Source organism: Bacillus sp. FSL R5-0397, assembly GCF_038593395.1.
In the GTDB taxonomy this organism is placed as follows: domain Bacteria; phylum Bacillota; class Bacilli; order Bacillales; family Bacillaceae; genus Bacillus; species Bacillus altitudinis.
In genome coordinates this window covers 603,778-623,291 of sequence record NZ_CP151992.1, presented here as the reverse complement: position 1 = coordinate 623,291, position 19,514 = coordinate 603,778, and the positions used below count along the sequence as shown (strand labels likewise).

Below are 19,514 nucleotides of genomic sequence, written 5' to 3'. Positions count from 1 at the left end.
TCACCTCATTTCTTAAAATGATTATATCCTTTTTTCATTAAAATTGTTTGTTGATCATGGTCTTTTAAAATAACGCTGGACGCTCGATCATCTTTGACTTGTCCAATACGCGTGACCTGAATGTGATCTTTTTTACATTGCATCTCAAATCGCTTCCAATCCGTTTCAGGGATCGTACCAGTTAAGACAAAATCCTCTCCACCGAACAAGACCCATTCAAGCCATTCTTTATGTAACAACGGTAGATGTGGATGTTTTGGGAGCTGATCAGCCTCAATTTCCAGCGTTACACGACTGGCTTCCGCTATTTCGTTTAACTCACTCGCTAATCCGTCACTCACATCATTCAAGGTCACCCGGGGGAAGCTTGAGCAAATAAGGCCAGCAGCAATATGCGGCTGCGGCATTTTGTGTCGCTCTAGAAAAAAAGCAGTGTCAATCGAATGTTCAGCATTTACTTCATTCATTAAAAGGGATAGCCCAGCAGCTGATGAACCTAATTCACCTGTGACAAAGACAACGTCTCCTGTCTGAGCACTATGACGGTAACAGGCTGTTCCCTTTGGAATCTCACCAATGACCGTTACTGTGATGACAAAGTCACTGCGGGTGGCTACTGTATCTCCACCGATTAAATCCATATGATATCTGTCAGCCAATGCTTTCATTCCCTCGTAAAAAGCTGCGACAATTGCTTCATCCCCATGAGGCGGGATTGCAATTGATACAAGATAATACTTAGGGGTTCCTCCCATGGCTGCGATATCACTGATATTCACTGCCAGCGCTTTAAATCCAACCTCAAAGGGTGTGGAAAAATCAAATCGAAAATGGACATGCTCTACCATTGTATCAACACAAACGACCTCTTCACAATGTGAATGAGGTTGATAAACACTAGCATCATCACCGATGCCCATGACCAAAGAACGCTGATGCGTTTCTTTTGGTGTAATTCGGCGAATAAGATCAAATTCATCCATAAAAGACAGCCCCTTCATACAATCAACTGATTGAGCAAACATGATGTCAGACACAGTTAGTATTAGTGTAGCGAATATGAGCCTCGGTTCCAACTAAAAACGATATAAAGAAAGCCTGGTATAAAAAAACCAGGCGATGTTTGTTGAAGTCATGATCTTTTCTTATCACATTTAGTGTAGCCAAACACAAGGAGTTTCATTGCATCTAGGATACTTATTGAAAGAAAAAGACATAAAAAAAAACGAAACTATACGTTTTCGTTTACAAGTCATAAAAATGGCGGTCCGGACGGGACTCGAACCCGCGACCTCCTGCGTGACAGGCAGGCATTCTAACCAACTGAACTACCGGACCATTTTGGCTGTACTCAATGAGTACTCCCTATTTAATAGGTAAAATAATTTGGTTGCGGGGGCAGGATTTGAACCTGCGACCTTCGGGTTATGAGCCCGACGAGCTACCGAACTGCTCCACCCCGCGACGATATAAAATGAAAAGCTTGGCGGCGTCCTACTCTCACAGGGGGAAACCCCCAACTACCATCGGCGCTGAAGAGCTTAACTTCCGTGTTCGGTATGGGAACGGGTGTGACCTCTTCGCTATCGCCACCAAACCTGATGGAGAGAATGTTCTCTCAAAACTAGATAACAATGTTCATTTTTCACATTAGAATATAGGTTAAGTCCTCGATCTATTAGTATCTGTCAGCTCCACGTGTCACCACGCTTCCACCTCAGACCTATCAACCTGATCATCTTTCAGGGATCTTACTTCCTTGCGGAATGGGAAATCTCATCTTGAGGGGGGCTTCATGCTTAGATGCTTTCAGCACTTATCCCGTCCGCACATAGCTACCCAGCGATGCCCTTGGCAGAACAACTGGTACACCAGCGGTGCGTCCATCCCGGTCCTCTCGTACTAAGGACAGCTCCTCTCAAATTTCCTGCGCCCGCGACGGATAGGGACCGAACTGTCTCACGACGTTCTGAACCCAGCTCGCGTACCGCTTTAATGGGCGAACAGCCCAACCCTTGGGACCGACTACAGCCCCAGGATGCGATGAGCCGACATCGAGGTGCCAAACCTCCCCGTCGATGTGGACTCTTGGGGGAGATAAGCCTGTTATCCCCGGGGTAGCTTTTATCCGTTGAGCGATGGCCCTTCCATGCGGAACCACCGGATCACTAAGCCCGACTTTCGTCCCTGCTCGACTTGTAGGTCTCGCAGTCAAGCTCCCTTGTGCCTTTACACTCTGCGAATGATTTCCAACCATTCTGAGGGAACCTTTGGGCGCCTCCGTTACATTTTAGGAGGCGACCGCCCCAGTCAAACTGCCCACCTGACACTGTCTCCCTGCCCGATAAGGGCAGCGGGTTAGAAGGTCAATACAGCCAGGGTAGTATCCCACCGATGCCTCCACCGAAGCTAGCGCTCCGGTTTCCAAGGCTCCTACCTATCCTGTACAAGCTGTACCAACATTCAATATCAGGCTGCAGTAAAGCTCCACGGGGTCTTTCCGTCCTGTCGCGGGTAACCTGCATCTTCACAGGTACTATAATTTCACCGAGTCTCTCGTTGAGACAGTGCCCAGATCGTTGCGCCTTTCGTGCGGGTCGGAACTTACCCGACAAGGAATTTCGCTACCTTAGGACCGTTATAGTTACGGCCGCCGTTTACTGGGGCTTCAATTCGCACCTTCGCTTACGCTAAGCGCTCCTCTTAACCTTCCAGCACCGGGCAGGCGTCAGCCCCTATACTTCGCCTTACGGCTTCGCAGAGACCTGTGTTTTTGCTAAACAGTCGCCTGGGCCTATTCACTGCGGCTTCTCGGGGCTTTAACACCCTAAGAAGCACCCCTTCTCCCGAAGTTACGGGGTCATTTTGCCGAGTTCCTTAACGAGAGTTCTCTCGATCACCTTAGGATTCTCTCCTCGCCTACCTGTGTCGGTTTGCGGTACGGGCACCTCTCACCTCGCTAGAGGCTTTTCTTGGCAGTGTGGAATCAGGAACTTCGCTACTAAATTTCGCTCGCCATCACAGCTCAGCCTTCACGGGAAACGGATTTGCCTATTTCCCAGCCTAACTGCTTGGACGCGGATATCCAATACCGCGCTTACCCTATCCTCCTGCGTCCCCCCATTGCTCAAATGGTGAGGAGGTGGTACAGGAATATCAACCTGTTGTCCATCGCCTACGCCTTTCGGCCTCGGCTTAGGTCCCGACTAACCCTGAGCGGACGAGCCTTCCTCAGGAAACCTTAGGCATTCGGTGGACGGGATTCTCACCCGTCTTTCGCTACTCATACCGGCATTCTCACTTCTAAGCGCTCCACCAGTCCTTCCGGTCTGACTTCACTGCACTTAGAACGCTCTCCTACCACTGTTCGTAAGAACAGTCCGCAGCTTCGGTGATACGTTTAGCCCCGGTACATTTTCGGCGCAGAGTCACTCGACCAGTGAGCTATTACGCACTCTTTAAATGGTGGCTGCTTCTAAGCCAACATCCTGGTTGTCTAAGCAACTCCACATCCTTTTCCACTTAACGTATACTTTGGGACCTTAGCTGGCGGTCTGGGCTGTTTCCCTTTCGACTACGGATCTTATCACTCGCAGTCTGACTCCCAAGGATAAGTCATCGGCATTCGGAGTTTGACTGAATTCGGTAACCCGGTAGGGGCCCCTAGTCCAATCAGTGCTCTACCTCCGAGACTCTTACCTTGAGGCTAGCCCTAAAGCTATTTCGGAGAGAACCAGCTATCTCCAGGTTCGATTGGCATTTCACCCCTACCCACACCTCATCCCCGCACTTTTCAACGTGCGTGGGTTCGGGCCTCCATTCAGTGTTACCTGAACTTCACCCTGGACATGGGTAGATCACCTGGTTTCGGGTCTACGACCACGTACTCATGCGCCCTATTCAGACTCGCTTTCGCTGCGGCTCCGCATCTTCTGCTTAACCTTGCACGGGATCGTAACTCGCCGGTTCATTCTACAAAAGGCACGCCATCACCCGTTAACGGGCTCTGACTACTTGTAGGCACACGGTTTCAGGATCTATTTCACTCCCCTTCCGGGGTGCTTTTCACCTTTCCCTCACGGTACTGGTTCACTATCGGTCACTAGGGAGTATTTAGCCTTGGGAGATGGTCCTCCCGGATTCCGACGGAATTTCACGTGTTCCGCCGTACTCAGGATCCACTCTGGAGAGAACAACATTTCAGTTACAGGGCTGTTACCTTCTTTGGCGGGCCTTTCCAGACCTCTTCGCTTATATCGTTCCTTTGTAACTCCGTATAGAGTGTCCTACAACCCCAAGAGGCAAGCCTCTTGGTTTGGGCTGTTCCCGTTTCGCTCGCCGCTACTCAGGGAATCGCATTTGCTTTCTCTTCCTCCGGGTACTTAGATGTTTCAGTTCCCCGGGTATGCCTTCTCATACTCTATGTATTCAAGTATGGATACTACTCCATTACGAGCAGTGGGTTTCCCCATTCGGAAATCTCCGGATCAAAGCTTGCTTACAGCTCCCCGAAGCATATCGGTGTTCGTCCCGTCCTTCATCGGCTCCTAGTGCCAAGGCATCCACCGTGCGCCCTTTCTAACTTAACCATTTCTTACTTTAGAAAGAATCACTATGTGTGATGAACTTTGCATTGCATTCAATGTGAATGTATTACTTATTGTTATCTAGTTTTCAAAGAACAATCCTGTCTCGCTAGAGACATGTTTGAAGGAATGATCCTTCAAAACTAAACAAGACGAAAAACGTACGCTGCTCCATATATCCTTAGAAAGGAGGTGATCCAGCCGCACCTTCCGATACGGCTACCTTGTTACGACTTCACCCCAATCATCTGCCCCACCTTCGGCGGCTGGCTCCATAAAGGTTACCTCACCGACTTCGGGTGTTGCAAACTCTCGTGGTGTGACGGGCGGTGTGTACAAGGCCCGGGAACGTATTCACCGCGGCATGCTGATCCGCGATTACTAGCGATTCCAGCTTCACGCAGTCGAGTTGCAGACTGCGATCCGAACTGAGAACAGATTTGTGGGATTGGCTAAACCTTGCGGTCTCGCAGCCCTTTGTTCTGTCCATTGTAGCACGTGTGTAGCCCAGGTCATAAGGGGCATGATGATTTGACGTCATCCCCACCTTCCTCCGGTTTGTCACCGGCAGTCACCTTAGAGTGCCCAACTGAATGCTGGCAACTAAGATCAAGGGTTGCGCTCGTTGCGGGACTTAACCCAACATCTCACGACACGAGCTGACGACAACCATGCACCACCTGTCACTCTGTCCCCGAAGGGAAAGCCCTATCTCTAGGGTTGTCAGAGGATGTCAAGACCTGGTAAGGTTCTTCGCGTTGCTTCGAATTAAACCACATGCTCCACCGCTTGTGCGGGCCCCCGTCAATTCCTTTGAGTTTCAGTCTTGCGACCGTACTCCCCAGGCGGAGTGCTTAATGCGTTAGCTGCAGCACTAAGGGGCGGAAACCCCCTAACACTTAGCACTCATCGTTTACGGCGTGGACTACCAGGGTATCTAATCCTGTTCGCTCCCCACGCTTTCGCTCCTCAGCGTCAGTTACAGACCAGAGAGTCGCCTTCGCCACTGGTGTTCCTCCACATCTCTACGCATTTCACCGCTACACGTGGAATTCCACTCTCCTCTTCTGCACTCAAGTTTCCCAGTTTCCAATGACCCTCCCCGGTTGAGCCGGGGGCTTTCACATCAGACTTAAGAAACCGCCTGCGAGCCCTTTACGCCCAATAATTCCGGACAACGCTTGCCACCTACGTATTACCGCGGCTGCTGGCACGTAGTTAGCCGTGGCTTTCTGGTTAGGTACCGTCAAGGTGCAAGCAGTTACTCTTGCACTTGTTCTTCCCTAACAACAGAGCTTTACGATCCGAAAACCTTCATCACTCACGCGGCGTTGCTCCGTCAGACTTTCGTCCATTGCGGAAGATTCCCTACTGCTGCCTCCCGTAGGAGTCTGGGCCGTGTCTCAGTCCCAGTGTGGCCGATCACCCTCTCAGGTCGGCTACGCATCGTCGCCTTGGTGAGCCGTTACCTCACCAACTAGCTAATGCGCCGCGGGTCCATCTGTAAGTGACAGCCGAAACCGTCTTTCATCCTTGAACCATGCGGTTCAAGGAACTATCCGGTATTAGCTCCGGTTTCCCGGAGTTATCCCAGTCTTACAGGCAGGTTACCCACGTGTTACTCACCCGTCCGCCGCTAACATCCGGGAGCAAGCTCCCTTCTGTCCGCTCGACTTGCATGTATTAGGCACGCCGCCAGCGTTCGTCCTGAGCCAGGATCAAACTCTCCGAAAAAGTACAAAACCGAAGTTTTGTTTTTCGTCAGCGTTTGACTGACTACCTATGATGTATCATAGGATTTTTTTATAAAAACTCGAATTAACAGGTACGTTTTGTCTTGTTTAGTTTTCAAAGATCATTTTTTTAAAATGGAGCGGGTGATGAGAATCGAACTCACGACATCAGCTTGGAAGGCTGAGGTTTTACCACTAAACTACACCCGCGTGGTTAAATGTTATTGGCGCGCCCGAGAGGAGTCGAACCCCTAACCTTTTGATCCGTAGTCAAACGCTCTATCCAATTGAGCTACGGGCGCTTAATCAGGCGACTTAATTATCTTAACATATCGTTTTTATTAAGTCAACATCTTTTTAAAGTTTGTTTGTCGTATCTGTCTGAGCATCAGTGTTTCAGATGCGTCATCAGCGACGAATAAAAATATACCATGGATCATACAAAAGGGTCAATACATTTTTCTAAAAAAGTTTAATGTTTTTTAAGAAGTGCTCTTTTGTTAGATAAATAGAGTTTCAATCGCCCTATTTTCATTTCTTTCTTCATAATTCTAATGATTCTTAAATAAAATCTTTCTAAATCCAAAGGAGGACAAAACATGGTCACCTAGAATTTTTATTTATTGGAAAATTCTTAATATTTTCCATGCATTTAAAGGAGGTAGGAGATGATGAAAAAGTTCGTCGCTTTTCAAATCATGATCGCTTTGGTGATAGGAGCTCTTATCGGCCACTTCTTCCCTGATTTCGGAATGGCACTGCGGCCCATTGGGGATGGCTTTATCCGATTAATTAAAATGATTGTAGTCCCTATTGTTTTCTCTACGATTGTCATCGGCGCAGCTGGCAGCGGTGGAATGAAGAAAATGGGCAGTCTCGGATTAAAGACAATCATTTGGTTTGAAGTCATTACGACCATCGTTCTTGGAATCGGGCTTTTATTGGCCAACGTGTTAAAGCCAGGCGTTGGACTCGATTTCTCTCAATTAGCTAAGAAAGATATTGGGGAACTCGATGGTTATACTCAAAAGGTCGTCGATTTTAAACAGATGGTTTTAGACATCATTCCAACCAATATCATCGATGTCATGGCTCAGAATGATTTACTAGCAGTGATTTTCTTCGCTATTTTATTCGGTGTAGCCGCAAGCGGTATTGGGAAAGCTTCCGCTCCTGTCCTTACCTTCTTTGAATCAGTAGCACAAATTATGTTTAAGCTCACACAAATGGTCATGGTGACAGCTCCTATTGGAGTTTTAGCATTAATGGCAGCTTCTGTCGGACAATACGGCATTGTTTTACTCATTCCTATGATGAAACTTGTTGGCACTGTCTTCTTAGGATTGTTTATTATTCTATTTGTTTTGTTCCCTCTTGTCGCACTGATCTTCCGTTTTAACTACTTCGAAGTGTTGAAAATGATTTGGGATTTGTTTTTGGTTGCCTTCTCTACTACAAGTACAGAAACTGTTCTTCCACAGCTCATGTCACGGATGGAGAAATACGGCTGCCCAAAAAGAATCGTTTCCTTCGTCATCCCGTCAGGTCTTTCTCTTAATTGCGATGGTTCAAGTTTATATTTATCGGTTTCCTGTGTGTTTCTTGCACAAGCGTTTGGTGTCGATATGAGTTTATCACAGCAGCTCCTCATGATGCTTGTCCTTGTTTTAACAAGTAAAGGCATTGCGGCTGTCCCGTCTGGCTCACTTGTCGTTCTTTTGGCAACAGCTCATGCAGTAGGCCTGCCAGCAGAAGGTGTCGCTATTATCGCCGGGGTTGACCGGATTATGGATATGGCTCGAACAGGCGTGAATGTTCCTGGACATGCGGTTGCCTGTATTGTCGTTTCTAAATGGGAAAAAGTATTCCGAGAGTCTGCATGGGAAGTTCCAAAAGCAGGTGAAGAAACAAAAGGAATGTAATGTTTTTTATGAAGGAAAGGGGTCGCCCTTTCCTTTTTTTATGGCAAAAATGTCTGCTTCAGCACGGCTTTACCTTCTTGTTGCAACTGTACCTCCGCATATGCTCCGTTAATGAGGGTCATTTGCGGCGGTACGTGTCCACAATCAATATCGTAAACAATCGGTATGTGTAATTCCTTATGCAATTCTTCATATAGATCCGTATATTCATATCCTTCCACAGGAGTGTCCACTGCACTCCTGCCAAACATGATGCCAGAGCAATGATCAAACCAGCCTACTAGTTTTAATTGAACAAGAGACCTCTTCATGCTCGCAGCATTTAATTCACAGTTTTCAAAATACCATAGAATGGGTTCACCTTTCAGGTATGTTTCTTGAAAAGCTTTGACATCTCCAAAAGGCGTGCCAGCTAAGTGCCGGATCACATCAATACAGCCACCCATCAGTCTTCCCTTCATCGTCGTCTCTAAGTGATCAACAGTACGCCATGCGGTTGGCTCGGTTAAATGAAAGACATGAATGCTTGGATGGTCATACTGCCATTCCTTTTGATACATATCAGAAGAAAATTGAGTAACGTCCTTTTTCTCTGGAGTGGAAAGTATTTGTTCCCACATAGCCGTCACCTGATCAAGCTCTTCCCCCTGAAGATCCACCAGGTTCGGTCCATGCGCTGTCGCAATGCCTGTGTTTAATGTCAAAGCTAATAGAAGGAGACTTGTATCTGAGTAACCAAGAATCCACTTTTTTTGCATCACTGAGAAATCAAGATGCTCTAACACTTCAATAAGCAGCTGTCCCCCCCATGGCGGGATGATGTGGTCAATCTCATGACAAGTCATCATCCGCTGTAACTCATTTGCTCGCTTGATCGCAGGGGCTGATTTCGCTTTTTCCTGCTGCCATACTGTCTCTCCACATATGACTTCATAGCCTCTTTTTTTCATCCGATCGCAAGACAGTTGAAACATCTCATGCAAAGAGGGTTGTACACCTGAGGATGGTGCTGTCACACCAATTGTTTGTCCCTTTTTCAAATGCGGATACTGGATCATCCTGCTCACCTTCACCTTCTATGAGTCTCTCATCTATTCATTGTAAAGAAAATTCCCCTTCTCCAAGGGGAATCTCGTCTTACTCTCTCTGACGCAGGACAGTATATACACCTGCGAAAATACACAAAATCCCAACAAACGAACGTAAGCCCATCTCTTCACCTAGAAGCATCCATCCAAGGACCGTGCCAACGATTGGTTGAAAGAAGAAAAACAGACCACCGCTTGAAGCGTCCATCAGTTGAAGCCCTCTATTCCACAAAAAGAAAGCAAGGGCCGTTGAGATGATACCTAGATACAGAATGCCGCCCCATATTTCCGGTCTTGCCATTTGCTGCACATCAAGATGAGGCAAACGAAACAAGACAGGTGGTGTTAATACGATAAAGGCCACAATGATCGCATATGTTGTCGTCACTACTTGAGGATACTTTCCTGGAACTCGTTTCAAAAGAACAGACATGAGCGCCCATGTTAATGCAGCAATAACCAGTGAAAGACCACCAACAAACTCATCCGTTTGAACAGCGACAGGCCCAATCATCGTCAGCACACCTACTGTAGCAAGCAGAATGGAGACACACTTTCTCACTGTGAATGATTCTTTTAATAGAAAGAAAGCGAAAAGCACCATAAAAGCAGGTGTGGCCGATGTGATGACGGCACCCATTTGTGCAGACGTATACATTGTGCCAATTTCTTGGGTCACGATCGAGAGAAAGTTGCCAATCAATCCAATCGCCACAATCAGCGGGATATCCTTTTTGTCTAATCGAAAAGAGTAACCCAAACGCCAAATCGTGAACACAAGAACGACTCCAGCTATTGCATATCTCATCCAGACAAGCTCAAGTGGCGGGACCACCGCAACTGTTACTTTGACCACTACATACATACCGCCCCAAATACTAGCAGCTAACGCTAAGTAAAGGGCTCCTATATATTTTTCATTCATTTTTTCCCCTCCGTTACTGGATATATTCACTGCGATATCCACAAACGGAGATCACTCTCCGTTATGGACGGAGGTGATTTGGTACATCATGTTCAAATAAAGGCTTCCATTGCATATCAGTCACCCCAATTGTTTTTATTTTCTGATTACTTTATAACAAAATCTGGTTCACTTCAATCCTTTTTTATCGCCATGTTTCTTCATATAATAGAAGTTCAATAGGATTGACATGATGAATTCGTTTTCTTATAGTAAGTAAAACAATTGATGTTTACACAGAAAAGGAGTAGAGTTCTTTGGATGTTGAAGCTAGGAAACACATTCCCACTGCCGGAAACGAACCGTTTCTTGAGGGAATAAAAGATTGTGTGCCAACCTTGCTTGGTTATATGAGCATTGGGTTTGCCTTTGGAATTGTTGGCATTAGTTCGCAGTTAAGTATATGGGAAATCGCGCTGCTCTCTATCTTTATTTATGCTGGCGCTTCACAGTTTATCATCTGTGCATTACTTGTGACAGGAAGCCCCCTTTCCGCTATTATTTTCACCACGTTCATTGTCAATTTACGGCATTTGTTACTCAGCCTTACGCTTGCCCCTCATTTTACACGCTACTCTGCAAAGCAGAACATCGGGTTTGGTCTTCTGCTTACTGATGAATCCTTTGGCGTAGCGATGAATAAATTAGCACAGCAAGGAAAATTGAATAACAGATGGATGCATGGACTGAATATTACAGCTTATTTATGCTGGATTGCTGCGTGTACACTTGGCGGAATATTCGGACACTGGATTTCCAATCCAGAGGCGCTTGGTCTTGATTTTGCCCTATCCGCGATGTTTGCTGCGCTGCTCATTCTTTCTTTACAGACGGTGCCAAAAAATAAGCTAACCCATCGCTTGTCACTTGTTTTATATATGTTTGTTGCGATGTTTGTGCTGCTTCATTTTGTTCCTTCACACGTGGCTGTTTTGTTGGCAACTGTGCTTGTTGCCACTATTGGGGTGGTGACAGATAAATGATTAGTAGTTTTATGTTATGGCTCATTCTTGGCTGTATGATTGTGACCATCATCCCAAGAGTCGTTCCATTTTTATTTGTAAGGAGTATCCAGATGCCAGAAGTGGTGCTCAAATGGTTATCGTTTATCCCCATTTGTATATTTACCGCTTTGATTGCAGAGCATCTTTTCATACATACTACAGCAGGCGTCACCATTCACTGGATGTACCTTGCTGTCTTGCTTCCAACTGTGTTAATCGCTATTTGGACAAAAAGCTTGTCCCTCACCGTTCTAGTAGGCGTCATGCTGATGGGCACAGCTAGATGGTTTTTCTAATAGAAAAAGCTTAACCGGATGCGGTTAAGCTTTTTGTCATTTTACGATACCGTATATAAAGCCGTCATAGCCTTTTTCGCCAACAGTTTGAATAGCGGTTGCTTCAATTCTCGACTCTTGTTTGAGTAAATCGAAAAATTCACGCGTTCCCTTCACTCGCTCATCTTGATCAGAGGCATGAAGAACTGCTCCATTTCTGACCACATTGTCTGCAATAATGACTGTTCCCTTTTTTGAGAAATGTAACGCCCACTTCAAATATTGCGGGTTGTTTGGTTTGTCTGCATCAATGAAAATCAAATCGAACGGAAGCGTATCCTGCTCTTTTAACTGAGATAAAGTATCTAACGCTTTTCCTTGTAAAATGGTGACACGTTCTGCTAGGCCTGCTCTGTCTATGTTTTGCTGTGCGGTTTCTGCATGATGACTGACAGCCTCTAATGTCATGAGTTCTCCATCCGCTTCAAGTGCATGGGCAAGCCAAATGGTACTATAACCGCCAAGTGTACCGATTTCTAAAATGCGCTTTGCACCCTTGGTTTTTGCTAACAAATAAAGCAGTTTTCCTTGGGCCGGCGACACATCTATTTCTGGTAACCCGGCTTGCTTATTCTTGATAAGAGTTTGCTCCAATACGTCATCTTTGACCATCAATTTGTCTTTGATATACTCGTCAACTTTCCCCCATACTTGCTCCATTTCATCCATCTCCCTTGTTCATGTCTTCTATTTAAAGTCTACATGACGGAAGCAAGAATTTATAATCAATTCTTTTCACACACCTATTGATTTTATTGATGAAAGGAATGTGATGATGGATACATGGGGCGAGTACCTGCAAGTATGCGCAAACTACTGATTCAGCTTATTTTTCACGTCACCTTTTTTATCTTGAAGCTTTCCTTTTACTTGATCTTTCTTTCCTTCTGCTTTCAGGTTTTCACGATCTGTCGCTTCGCCAAGTTTTTCTTTCACTTGACCTTTGACTTGATTTGTTTTTCCTTTCGCTTTATCCATATGTCCATTTTGTTCACTCATTTGTTCCACCTCCACGTTTGATACTGTTTATTTAGCCTTTTTGCACATGACAAAACATCTGAGTGTGCTGTGTGCGCGTTTCAGGTATGATAGACATAATGGAATGAAAGGTTGGTGGTCTGTTCAATGATCATTTCTGAAAGTATGTTCACTGTACGTGGTGTGACCTATCGTATTCGCTCTGCTGCATTAGCAGATGCCAAACAGTTATCAACTCTCAGACTGAAAATCGATGGTGAAACCGAATATTTAGATCGTGAACCGGGTGAAGCTTTTATTGATGAGAAAGGGTTCGAGGCGTTGATTCAAGAGGATTCCAATGAATGCCGTCATCTCTTTTTAGTTGCAGATATTGAAGGAGACATTGTCGGTTTTTCAAGATGCGAAGGACATTCTCTTAAGCGCTCTGCTCACAAAGTAACGTTTGGCGTCGCCGTACAGAAGGCCGCTTGGGGCTATCACATCGGGAAAGAACTTTTAGCTACATCGATCGACTGGGCAGATCAGCAAGGCATTCAAAAGATGTCACTTCAAGTAATGGAAACCAATCAAAAAGCCATTCGTTTATATGAACACTATGGCTTTGAGATTGAAGGCTTGTTAAAAAAAGATAAACGGCTGGCGGACGGCATGTATTATGATACGGTTGTGATGGGCAGGCAGCGGCCAGTCTCCTGACCGCTTACATGACATAACTCCAGATCATCGAAATCGCACTATACATAAGCAGCAGCCCCATGACGAACTGGAACGGCCGCTGATAAAGAGTTAAAAAACGCTTGAATACAGAGCCAAATAAACTCCAGCTAAATGTGCCTAAAAAACCAATGATGGCGAGAATCAGCGTCAACAACATGTATTGCATATTGGACTGTCCATACGGCAGAACAAAAGTGGAAATGACGGTTAACCCATACAAAATGGCTTTCGGATTAATAAATTGCAGCAGCATCCCCGGGATAAAATGATTATAGCGGTCTAATGTTTCGTCATCTCCGCCTTTACTTTTCATGATTTTAACAGCCAAATAGATCATGTAACCGGCTCCGATGAAAGCCATGACCCAGTCTATTTTCGGCATGACTTGATAAAGAATGAGATTAAAGAAACCGCTCAAACATAAAATGACCAAAAATCCGATCCCAACCCCTAAACAAAATCGAAATGTTTGCTTGACCCCATATTTATTCGTAAAGACCATCGCCATGATATTATTCGGCCCAGGGGTGAAGCTGGTAACAAAAGCATAAATCAACATGGAAACAATCAAATCGTTACCTCCTTTTCATACGTTATTTAGACCTAAAAGTCTTTATTGCGTATATTACGTTTCATTGTACTATTCGGTCGTTATAAAGTAAATAAAAGAAAGGAGTTTTTTGATGGAGGACGTACAATCAATTATTGCTAGAAATGTCAAACTGCTAAGAGAGCAAAAGAAATTAAGCCTAGAAAAGATGGCTGAGGTAACAAGTGTGAGTAAAACGATGATTGGGCAAATCGAAAGAGGAGAATCCACACCAACCATCACCACTCTGTGGAAAATCGCCAATGGGTTGAAGGTGTCTTTTAGCGAACTCATATACGCACCGCAGCCTGAAATTAAGATCGTGCGAAAAGAAGAAGGACAAGTTTTAACCGAGGACGAGGGAAGGTATCGGGTATATACGACGTTCCCATTTGATGACCTGAGAAAATTTGAAGTCTATCAGGTAGAAATTGATCCTCATGGGTCGTTAAGTGCGGAAGAACATATCGGCGGTACAGAGGAATTGATTACCGTATTTGAGGGAGCACTTGATTTATCGATCGGTGATGAGCAATACACATTACAAGCTGGCGACTCGATTCGGTTTAAGGCTGACCGCGCCCATGAGTATAAACAATCAGGAGAACAGATGGTACGGATGCAAATGATTCTTTATTATCCCCATTAAAAAAAGCTGACAGGCTTGTCCACCTGTCAGCTTTACATTTTATATTTAATTAAATCCTGGATCGCGTACAACCGTTCCAGTAAAGGTAACTCTATATTTTCCTAAACCTAACTCTTCAATTGACGATTGATAGAGAATACCGACCCATCCATCCTTTGCATATGTAATACTTGATGGGATGTTTGACGTCGTATATGTTCTCGTTTCCGAGACGGTTCGACTTGCTTGTACCGTTACTTCACTGCTTACTTTCCCCTTCGCTTCTACCGGGACAGCGGTGACACCCGCACCCGTTAAAACAATTGCTCCAACCAAAACAGAAGTTATGACCTTTTTCATACAAAAATCCCTCCCTTTTTTGTTGAACATATTAACCATACCATAATTTAGAACTTTAGTAAGTTATTTTTTCATTTTTTTGAAAATTATGATATGATTGTCTTATGCTGGATAGAGAGTGTTACATACTTCTATGCTTTTATCCTCACCTCGTTCTAGTGAAACAATTGATAACGGAGGTGATTTCATGAAAAAATGGCTTATCTGTTTTCAACTTGTTTTCCTCTTCACCTTGACGGCCACACCATTTGCTTCTGCTGCTTCATGCCCTACAGTGAAACCATGTGTTATTGATCCTTAAGCATAAGAAAAAGTCGATCAAGCCTATTCACTTGATCGACTTTTTTGTTATGCTTGTTCGGCTTCCCAGCGAGCAACCTCTTCTCTTACTTTAGGAGCCACTTCTTTCCCAAATAACTCAATAGCTTTCAGCACTTGATCATGCGGCATTGAACCGACTGGTACGTGCAACATGAAGCGCGTAATGCCTACATTTTTTCGCAGATGAATCACTTTCTCTGCTACGGCATCTGGATCTCCTACATACAATGCACCTTCTAATGTTCTTGCTGCATCGAATGTAGAACGGGTATAAGGTCCCCAGCCTCGTTCTCTTGCTAATGTATTCATGACATGCTGTGTAGAAGGGAAGAATTGATCTGCTGCCAATTCTGTTTCCTCCGCAACAAATCCATGTGAATGGGATGCCACCGTTAATTTCTCAGGATCATGTCCAGCGTGAATCGCAGCTTGCTTGTAGAGCTGCACTAGCGGTGCGAACTGTCTAGGGCTGCCGCCAATAATGGCAAGGACAAGTGGCAATCCTAATAATCCAGCACGTACGACAGATTCTCTGTTTCCTCCACTGCCAATCCAGATGGGAAGCGGATCTTGAACAGGTCTTGGATATACGCCGACATCCTGAATGGAAGGACGGTGCTTACCGCTCCACGTCACACGCTCTGACTGCTGTAATTTCAACAGTAAATCTAGTTTTTCTTCAAATAATTCTTCATAATCATCTAAGTCATAGCCAAAAAGCGGGAACGATTCAATAAATGATCCACGGCCAGCCATGATCTCTGCACGCCCGTTAGAAAGGCCATCTAATGTCGCAAAATCTTGAAACACACGAACAGGATCTGCCGATGAAAGAACAGTTACGGCACTTGTCAGACGAATATTCTTTGTTTGCGTTGCCGCAGCTGCTAATACGACTGCTGGATTTGATGCGGCAAAATCTTCACGATGATGCTCTCCTACACCAAAAACGTCGAGACCCACTTGATCTGCTAAAATAATTTCTTCTACTACTTCACGAATACGCTGTGCGTGGCTGACTGTTTTTCCTGTTTGAAAATCAGGTGTTGTTTCTACAAATGTACTAATTCCTAGTTCCATGAATGGAACCCCCTATCTTATAAATATGTCACAAATTCAGAGACCGGCTTGCGATAGCCTCTCGCTTGTCTGCTCTCTACTTTTTCTTTTCCGAGCGTGATCATTAATACAGGAACCAAATCTGATTCGATGTTTAACACCTTTTTCATTGCTTCGGGGTCAAAGCCGATCATTGGGCAAGTATCCCATCCCTTGTTTTTGGCGGCAAGCATAAATAGCATGGCAGATAATGAAGCATTGCGAATCGCCTCTTCTTTCTGAAAGTCTGATCCTCTCTGCACATAAAAACTCATCGTCTCTCTGACCATTTCCTCATATTGTTGCGCATTTAAGATGCCGAGCATTTTTAGGCCTTCATAAATGTTTCCTGCTTGCTCATAAGCTTTCGGATCGCCGAGTACAATGATCGCTGCTGAAGCGGAATGCACCTTATATTGTCCAAATGCAGCATCTCTTACTTGCTCTTTAAGCGCTTCTGATTGGACGACGACATATTGCGTATGCTGTAAATTAAAGGCTGAAGGTGCCAGCTTCACTTCTTCAAAGATACTATTAAGCTCTTCTCTCGAAATCGAGATATTTGGCAAAAAATTTGATGCTGATCGTCTTTCACGTACCAATGTATCAAAGCTGTGTGTCATCTTGTTTCCCCTTTTCGTGAAGTTGTTTTGCACCTAAACCGATTTTTTTCAACCATTCAATGAGCTGTTCTTTTTCCTCTGTTTCGATAAAGGACAGATTTTGTGAAATGACATCTGTATGTTTTGGAAAAATATCGTCAAATAGCTGTTTCCCTTTATCTGTCAGTAATACATGGAATACACGTTTATCAGAAGGTGCACATTGTCTTTTGACTAATTCTTGTTTTTCTAATTTGTTGACCACATAGGTGATGCTCCCACTTGGAATGGATAAAATCTCACTAATTTTTTGAACGGGATGTGGTCCCTTACTATACAGTAATTCAAGAATTTGAAAGTTTTCAAATCCGATATCATAACGTTCAATGTCTTTTTGGATATTTGCAAAAAGGGCATGATAGGCTTTCATCCATACTCGGAAAAGCCTTAAGTCTAATTCCTGATCTTGCTGCACCATGGCAACTACTCCTTTTTCAATAAATCCTAAAACTAGGATAAATTTATCCTAACACTAGGATATTTTCTTGTCAACGTGTTTGTTTGATTAAAAAAAGACCCCTGTGATTCAGTGGTCTTCTTTTGACACAAAATGCATTTCAGCAATTTGTTTGTATTGATTCACTTGTTGTAATGAAAATCTAGATTCCTGATCAGTTGGAGGGAAAAGAGGGATTCCTTTTCCAATCATGACAGGTGCGATTTGGAGATACAGCTCATCGACTAATTTTTCTTTTAATAATGCTTGAAGCAGTTCCCCGCCTCCTACTATCCAGATATGCTGCCCTTTTTCATTTTTTAAATTGTGGATAAATGAGAGAACATCTTCACGAATGATATGGGTTCCTGTATGACTGTCTTGTAAAGTGCGAGAAACGATATAACATGTCTTGTCTTCATAAGGAAACCCATCAGGTGAGAGCTTTAGAACCTGTTCGTATGTGTTCCGTCCCATGATCAGCGTATCGACGGAAGCATAAAATTCCTCATATCTCGTATCCTCTTCGCCCTCTGTTCCTATGAGCCAATCTAAACGGTGATCATCCCTTGCTAAATATCCATCAATGCTCATTGCCCCATAAAATAGTAATTTCCTTTTCAATCTCACCACTCCCCGCCTGATATAAGAACGCATGTTCCCATTTTAACAGAAAGAATAGATAAATGATATATGATCCATTCGTTTCTTACGATTCCTGTTCTACCTTCATGAGAAGTTTGTACAAGATGTGTGCAAGCTGCCCCGCTTCGACTGTCATCCCTTCATGAATCCATTCCTCCAGTACACCAACAACACCAGACACAACAAATGAGGCCACAATCTGTTCATGCTCCGTAATTTGACGCTGATCAAGCTGCCACTCTTTCATGATTTTTTCTTTAAAAAACGATTTGAATTGATTCGTCGTTGGGCTATTCGGTTTGACAAACAACGTCATCATGAATTGTTTTTCTTTTAAATACTCAGTTGTTTTGTTTAAAAAGGACAGCATATCAAGCGGGTCCTGGCTTGGAAACGATTCATCGTATAGTCCGCCAAGCTGATCGAATAGTTCCTTCTCAAGCTGTTCATGCAAATCAAATACATCTTGGTAGTGCAAATAAAAGGTCCCTCTTCCTAAATCCGCTCTTCTAGATAGCTCTGATACTGTAATTTGTTGAACATCTTTTTCCTTTAAAAGCTCAAGAAAGCTTTCCCGTATCGCCTTTTTGGTTTTGATTGTTCGTCTGTCCTTCATCAAACACCCTCCATTTTTGAACAATCTGGCTATACCTGTCTATTTATGAACAAGAGATCATTCATTGCCGATGTTCGGTTTATTTTCCTCTTATTATAATGGACACATGTTCAATAATCTATATCTGTTCAAAAAAAGGAGGACCATCATATGCTTCAATTCAGACTTGCTAGAGAGGATGAACTGCCTCAAGTGGCAGCGTTGTTAGATGATTCATTTCAGAACTATTCATTTTTTGATTTATTATGCGAAAAGGTTACCAAGCGTGCTGCTTTCGCCCGTCAGCTGCATTTGATCAATACAAGGGTATATTTTCAGCATCAAATCTGTTTGGTCGGGGTTGAGAACGAGAAAATTGTGTCTGCCGCCCTGTTAAAACATCCCCGTCTTCCTGAACCAGGACTCATGGATTATGTGTTATCTGGTGGGTTAAAGTTGCTCTTTACTGGTGGCATATCGGCGATTCAGCATGTGTTCCGTATGTTAAAGGAGGCAAAAAAAGCGTGTTCTTCCTTAAAGAAACCTTACTGGTATTTAGAAGCACTTGTCGTTGCAAAAGACCAACAAGGAAAAAAACTTGGAAGCCGTATGCTAAAGCAATGTCTTTTCCCCTTTATTGCCCGGCAAGGCGGCGGACTGTTCACACTGATTACACACAACGAGGCCAATCGTCATTTCTATCGAAAAAATGGGTGGACGGAGTTTGATGAGAGAGTACTGCACGGAGAAAACATGTCCCTAGAAAGCTGGAGTTATAAAACCGTGATCAAATAAGGTATCTTCTTCAAGGGATGATATAATAGAAGCAGTTCAGACAATGATCATACTT

Annotated in this window: 18 protein-coding genes, 4 tRNA genes and 3 rRNA genes; 6 read left to right on the top strand and 19 right to left on the bottom strand. The window is 44.2% G+C overall.

From position 1 onward, the window contains the following. Window positions 1–5 precede the first annotated feature (5 nt). The 8 genes from thiL to NSQ70_RS03020 all read right to left on the bottom strand — a co-directional run bounded on the left by thiL (window position 6) and on the right by NSQ70_RS03020 (window position 6,621). Window positions 6–983 carry a thiamine-phosphate kinase gene (gene thiL, locus NSQ70_RS03055; RefSeq protein ID WP_342502437.1) on the bottom strand — a complete coding sequence of 326 codons (978 nt, stop codon included), beginning with the start codon at window positions 981–983 and terminating at the stop codon, window positions 6–8. A 278-nt stretch (window positions 984–1,261) separates the two neighbouring features. After that, window positions 1,262–1,338, bottom strand: a tRNA-Asp gene (locus NSQ70_RS03050). 49 nt (window positions 1,339–1,387) lie between these two features. Further along, window positions 1,388–1,464: transfer RNA gene (locus tag NSQ70_RS03045), tRNA-Met, on the bottom strand. Between the two features lie 17 nt (window positions 1,465–1,481). Then, window positions 1,482–1,597: ribosomal RNA gene (gene rrf / locus NSQ70_RS03040) — 5S ribosomal RNA — on the bottom strand. 61 nt (window positions 1,598–1,658) lie between these two features. Further along, a 23S ribosomal RNA gene (locus NSQ70_RS03035) occupies window positions 1,659–4,589 on the bottom strand. Window positions 4,590–4,771: 182 nt separating this feature from the next. Next, window positions 4,772–6,320: ribosomal RNA gene (locus tag NSQ70_RS03030) — 16S ribosomal RNA — on the bottom strand. The 16S, 23S and 5S rRNA genes sit together here with 4 tRNA genes alongside, the layout of an rRNA operon. Before the next feature lie 135 nt (window positions 6,321–6,455). Further along, window positions 6,456–6,529 (bottom strand) — tRNA-Gly (locus NSQ70_RS03025). Between the two features lie 15 nt (window positions 6,530–6,544). Then, window positions 6,545–6,621: transfer RNA gene (locus NSQ70_RS03020), tRNA-Arg, on the bottom strand. 369 nt (window positions 6,622–6,990) lie between these two features. On the opposite strand from NSQ70_RS03020, the gene gltP reads away from it, so the two are divergent. Continuing rightward, the gene (gene gltP / locus NSQ70_RS03015; RefSeq protein ID WP_024719154.1) at window positions 6,991–8,241 is read left to right on the top strand and encodes a glutamate-aspartate/proton symporter GltP; all 1,251 of its coding nucleotides are present in this window, start codon (window positions 6,991–6,993) and stop codon (window positions 8,239–8,241) included. 38 nt (window positions 8,242–8,279) lie between these two features. On the opposite strand, the gene NSQ70_RS03010 is transcribed toward gltP, so the two are convergent. Together NSQ70_RS03010 and NSQ70_RS03005 are read right to left on the bottom strand one after the other, a co-directional pair. After that, window positions 8,280–9,299 carry a S66 peptidase family protein gene (locus NSQ70_RS03010; RefSeq protein WP_338706390.1) on the bottom strand — a complete coding sequence of 340 codons (1,020 nt, stop codon included), beginning with the start codon at window positions 9,297–9,299 and terminating at the stop codon, window positions 8,280–8,282. Window positions 9,300–9,378: 79 nt separating this feature from the next. Continuing rightward, window positions 9,379–10,254: a DMT family transporter gene (locus NSQ70_RS03005; protein ID WP_024719156.1), complete on the bottom strand. Its 876-nt coding sequence runs from the start codon at window positions 10,252–10,254 to the stop codon at window positions 9,379–9,381. Between the two features lie 296 nt (window positions 10,255–10,550). Here NSQ70_RS03005 and NSQ70_RS03000 point away from each other — a divergent pair, with 296 nt between their 5' ends. Both NSQ70_RS03000 and NSQ70_RS02995 read left to right on the top strand, forming a co-directional pair. Then, the gene (locus NSQ70_RS03000; RefSeq protein WP_342502436.1) at window positions 10,551–11,276 is read left to right on the top strand and encodes an AzlC family ABC transporter permease; all 726 of its coding nucleotides are present in this window, start codon (window positions 10,551–10,553) and stop codon (window positions 11,274–11,276) included. Then, window positions 11,273–11,593 (top strand): AzlD domain-containing protein, encoded by a 321-nt coding sequence (locus NSQ70_RS02995; protein ID WP_160758205.1) that lies wholly within the window; start codon window positions 11,273–11,275, stop codon window positions 11,591–11,593. Before NSQ70_RS03000 ends, NSQ70_RS02995 begins: the two co-directional genes overlap by 4 nt. A gap of 36 nt (window positions 11,594–11,629) precedes the next feature. Here NSQ70_RS02995 and NSQ70_RS02990 read toward each other — a convergent pair whose 3' ends face one another. Then, a complete protein-coding gene (locus NSQ70_RS02990; RefSeq protein ID WP_024719158.1) occupies window positions 11,630–12,292 on the bottom strand; it encodes an O-methyltransferase in 663 nt (220 codons plus the stop codon). Between the two features lie 153 nt (window positions 12,293–12,445). Continuing rightward, complete coding sequence (locus tag NSQ70_RS02985) at window positions 12,446–12,631, bottom strand: CsbD family protein (RefSeq protein ID WP_024719159.1); 186 nt, start codon at window positions 12,629–12,631, stop codon at window positions 12,446–12,448. 126 nt (window positions 12,632–12,757) lie between these two features. Between NSQ70_RS02985 and NSQ70_RS02980 the strand changes: the two genes are divergently transcribed. Further along, window positions 12,758–13,309 (top strand): GNAT family N-acetyltransferase, encoded by a 552-nt coding sequence (locus tag NSQ70_RS02980; RefSeq protein ID WP_024719160.1) that lies wholly within the window; start codon window positions 12,758–12,760, stop codon window positions 13,307–13,309. 4 nt (window positions 13,310–13,313) lie between these two features. Here NSQ70_RS02980 and NSQ70_RS02975 read toward each other — a convergent pair whose 3' ends face one another. Further along, window positions 13,314–13,901, bottom strand: coding sequence for a LysE family transporter (locus tag NSQ70_RS02975; RefSeq protein WP_024719161.1), 588 nt, complete (start codon window positions 13,899–13,901; stop codon window positions 13,314–13,316). 112 nt (window positions 13,902–14,013) lie between these two features. On the opposite strand from NSQ70_RS02975, the gene NSQ70_RS02970 reads away from it, so the two are divergent. Continuing rightward, the gene (locus NSQ70_RS02970; protein WP_039170194.1) at window positions 14,014–14,568 is read left to right on the top strand and encodes an XRE family transcriptional regulator; all 555 of its coding nucleotides are present in this window, start codon (window positions 14,014–14,016) and stop codon (window positions 14,566–14,568) included. A gap of 45 nt (window positions 14,569–14,613) precedes the next feature. Here NSQ70_RS02970 and NSQ70_RS02965 read toward each other — a convergent pair whose 3' ends face one another. From NSQ70_RS02965 to NSQ70_RS02940, 6 genes are all read right to left on the bottom strand, one after another. Beyond that, a complete protein-coding gene (locus NSQ70_RS02965; RefSeq protein WP_024719163.1) occupies window positions 14,614–14,907 on the bottom strand; it encodes a hypothetical protein in 294 nt (97 codons plus the stop codon). 348 nt (window positions 14,908–15,255) lie between these two features. Beyond that, complete coding sequence (locus tag NSQ70_RS02960) at window positions 15,256–16,308, bottom strand: LLM class flavin-dependent oxidoreductase (RefSeq protein ID WP_024719164.1); 1,053 nt, start codon at window positions 16,306–16,308, stop codon at window positions 15,256–15,258. A 17-nt stretch (window positions 16,309–16,325) separates the two neighbouring features. Next, complete coding sequence (locus NSQ70_RS02955) at window positions 16,326–16,949, bottom strand: nitroreductase family protein (protein ID WP_039170198.1); 624 nt, start codon at window positions 16,947–16,949, stop codon at window positions 16,326–16,328. Next, window positions 16,933–17,406: a MarR family transcriptional regulator gene (locus tag NSQ70_RS02950; protein WP_007496406.1), complete on the bottom strand. Its 474-nt coding sequence runs from the start codon at window positions 17,404–17,406 to the stop codon at window positions 16,933–16,935. The genes NSQ70_RS02955 and NSQ70_RS02950 overlap by 17 nt, the downstream gene beginning before the upstream one ends. Before the next feature lie 108 nt (window positions 17,407–17,514). Continuing rightward, on the bottom strand, window positions 17,515–18,054 hold the full coding sequence (locus tag NSQ70_RS02945; RefSeq protein WP_217967504.1) for a dihydrofolate reductase family protein: 540 nt from the start codon (window positions 18,052–18,054) through the stop codon (window positions 17,515–17,517). Window positions 18,055–18,133: 79 nt separating this feature from the next. After that, window positions 18,134–18,685: a TetR/AcrR family transcriptional regulator gene (locus tag NSQ70_RS02940; protein WP_024719167.1), complete on the bottom strand. Its 552-nt coding sequence runs from the start codon at window positions 18,683–18,685 to the stop codon at window positions 18,134–18,136. 150 nt (window positions 18,686–18,835) lie between these two features. Between NSQ70_RS02940 and NSQ70_RS02935 the strand changes: the two genes are divergently transcribed. After that, window positions 18,836–19,459 carry a GNAT family N-acetyltransferase gene (locus NSQ70_RS02935; RefSeq protein WP_342502435.1) on the top strand — a complete coding sequence of 208 codons (624 nt, stop codon included), beginning with the start codon at window positions 18,836–18,838 and terminating at the stop codon, window positions 19,457–19,459. Window positions 19,460–19,514 lie beyond the last annotated feature (55 nt).

Excerpts from the sequence above, each read along its gene's own strand:
- thiL (WP_342502437.1), bottom strand. The coding sequence starts at position 983 with ATGGATGAATTTGATCTTATTCGCCGAATTACACCAAAAGAAACGCAT.
- gltP (WP_024719154.1), top strand. The coding sequence starts at position 6,991 with ATGAAAAAGTTCGTCGCTTTTCAAATCATGATCGCTTTGGTGATAGGA.
- NSQ70_RS03010 (WP_338706390.1), bottom strand. The coding sequence starts at position 9,299 with ATGATCCAGTATCCGCATTTGAAAAAGGGACAAACAATTGGTGTGACA.
- NSQ70_RS03005 (WP_024719156.1), bottom strand. The coding sequence starts at position 10,254 with ATGAATGAAAAATATATAGGAGCCCTTTACTTAGCGTTAGCTGCTAGT.
- NSQ70_RS02995 (WP_160758205.1), top strand. The coding sequence starts at position 11,273 with ATGATTAGTAGTTTTATGTTATGGCTCATTCTTGGCTGTATGATTGTG.
- NSQ70_RS02990 (WP_024719158.1), bottom strand. The coding sequence starts at position 12,292 with ATGGAGCAAGTATGGGGGAAAGTTGACGAGTATATCAAAGACAAATTG.
- NSQ70_RS02985 (WP_024719159.1), bottom strand. The coding sequence starts at position 12,631 with ATGAGTGAACAAAATGGACATATGGATAAAGCGAAAGGAAAAACAAAT.
- NSQ70_RS02980 (WP_024719160.1), top strand. The coding sequence starts at position 12,758 with ATGATCATTTCTGAAAGTATGTTCACTGTACGTGGTGTGACCTATCGT.
- NSQ70_RS02970 (WP_039170194.1), top strand. The coding sequence starts at position 14,014 with ATGGAGGACGTACAATCAATTATTGCTAGAAATGTCAAACTGCTAAGA.
- NSQ70_RS02965 (WP_024719163.1), bottom strand. The coding sequence starts at position 14,907 with ATGAAAAAGGTCATAACTTCTGTTTTGGTTGGAGCAATTGTTTTAACG.
- NSQ70_RS02960 (WP_024719164.1), bottom strand. The coding sequence starts at position 16,308 with ATGGAACTAGGAATTAGTACATTTGTAGAAACAACACCTGATTTTCAA.
- NSQ70_RS02955 (WP_039170198.1), bottom strand. The coding sequence starts at position 16,949 with ATGACACACAGCTTTGATACATTGGTACGTGAAAGACGATCAGCATCA.
- NSQ70_RS02950 (WP_007496406.1), bottom strand. The coding sequence starts at position 17,406 with ATGGTGCAGCAAGATCAGGAATTAGACTTAAGGCTTTTCCGAGTATGG.
- NSQ70_RS02940 (WP_024719167.1), bottom strand. The coding sequence starts at position 18,685 with ATGAAGGACAGACGAACAATCAAAACCAAAAAGGCGATACGGGAAAGC.
- NSQ70_RS02935 (WP_342502435.1), top strand. The coding sequence starts at position 18,836 with ATGCTTCAATTCAGACTTGCTAGAGAGGATGAACTGCCTCAAGTGGCA.